The organism is Paludifilum halophilum, from assembly GCF_002245355.1.
Classification (GTDB): domain Bacteria; phylum Bacillota; class Bacilli; order Thermoactinomycetales; family DSM-45169; genus Paludifilum; species Paludifilum halophilum.
In genome coordinates, this window is sequence record NZ_NOWF01000034.1 from 1 (window position 1) to 960 (window position 960).

Annotated in this window: 2 protein-coding genes; both read right to left on the reverse strand. The window is 48.1% G+C overall.

The features are described 5' to 3' along the window. The coding region (locus tag CHM34_RS18275) for an RNA-guided endonuclease InsQ/TnpB family protein (protein WP_141201774.1) at positions 1-794 on the reverse strand (794 nt) is incomplete at its 3' end. 25 nt (positions 795-819) lie between these two features. Beyond that, complete coding sequence (locus CHM34_RS20265) at positions 820-960, reverse strand: transposase (protein ID WP_206093844.1); 141 nt, start codon at positions 958-960, stop codon at positions 820-822.

Sequence of the window (960 nt, forward strand, 5' to 3'; positions counted from 1 at the left end):
AACGCAATCAAATCGAATCGCTTCACCAGCTGATGACTGATCTGATGCGTGTAATCCTTCCGTTGATTGGCGATTTTCTCATGCATTCGGGCAAGGAGACGGATCGCTTTTTTCCTGCGGTGGGAACCTTTTTTCCTTTTGGATACGAGCCGTTGCAGCTGTTTGAGTCTGCGTTCCGATCTTCGCAAGTGGTGGGGAGAAGCAAAGAACTGCTCATCGGATGTCACGGCCAAGTGCTTGATTCCCAGATCCACACCGACTTCTTTCCCCGTTTTCGGTAAAGGGTTAAGAGCTTGCTCCACGGCGAGGCAAGCGTAGTACCTCCCGTTTTTCTTGACGATGGAACAGGTCTTGATGGTTCCGGCGATCTGGCGGTGCAGGCGGATTCGAAGCTCCCCGATTTTGGACAGCTTCAAATATTTCCCCTCCACGGAGAATCCGCTTTGCGGATCAGTAAAGCTACGGTAACGGCTCTCCCCTTTAAACCGGGGAAATCCGGTTTTCCCTCCATTCTGTACACGCCTGTAAAAAGCTTGGTATGCTTTGTCCAGCCGTTCGACTACATTTTGCAGCACTTGGGAGTGAACTTCCTTTAACGCTGGGATGGCCTTTTTTCGAGCGAGGAGTGTTTTCTTCTGCTCATAGTAGGACAAAGTCTTTGCTTTCGTCCGGTAAGTATGAATCCGTTCGGCCAGAAGGCGATTGTACAATAAGCGGCACCTTTCTAAGGTGAAGTCGATCCTTTCCTGTTGCTCTGGCTTTGGATATAACCGGAATTTGTAGGTGCGAAGCATTCGTCTCCCCTTTCTTTTGGTCGATCTACTTTCGGATCATATCTTCAGAAATGGAGCCAATGGTTTCGATGTAGAAACGACTGTTCCAAAGATGCCCTCCCCAAAGTTTCTGTTTTAAATGGGGGAATTTTAAGAAACATTTTCGTGCGGAAATTCCTTTTAACAT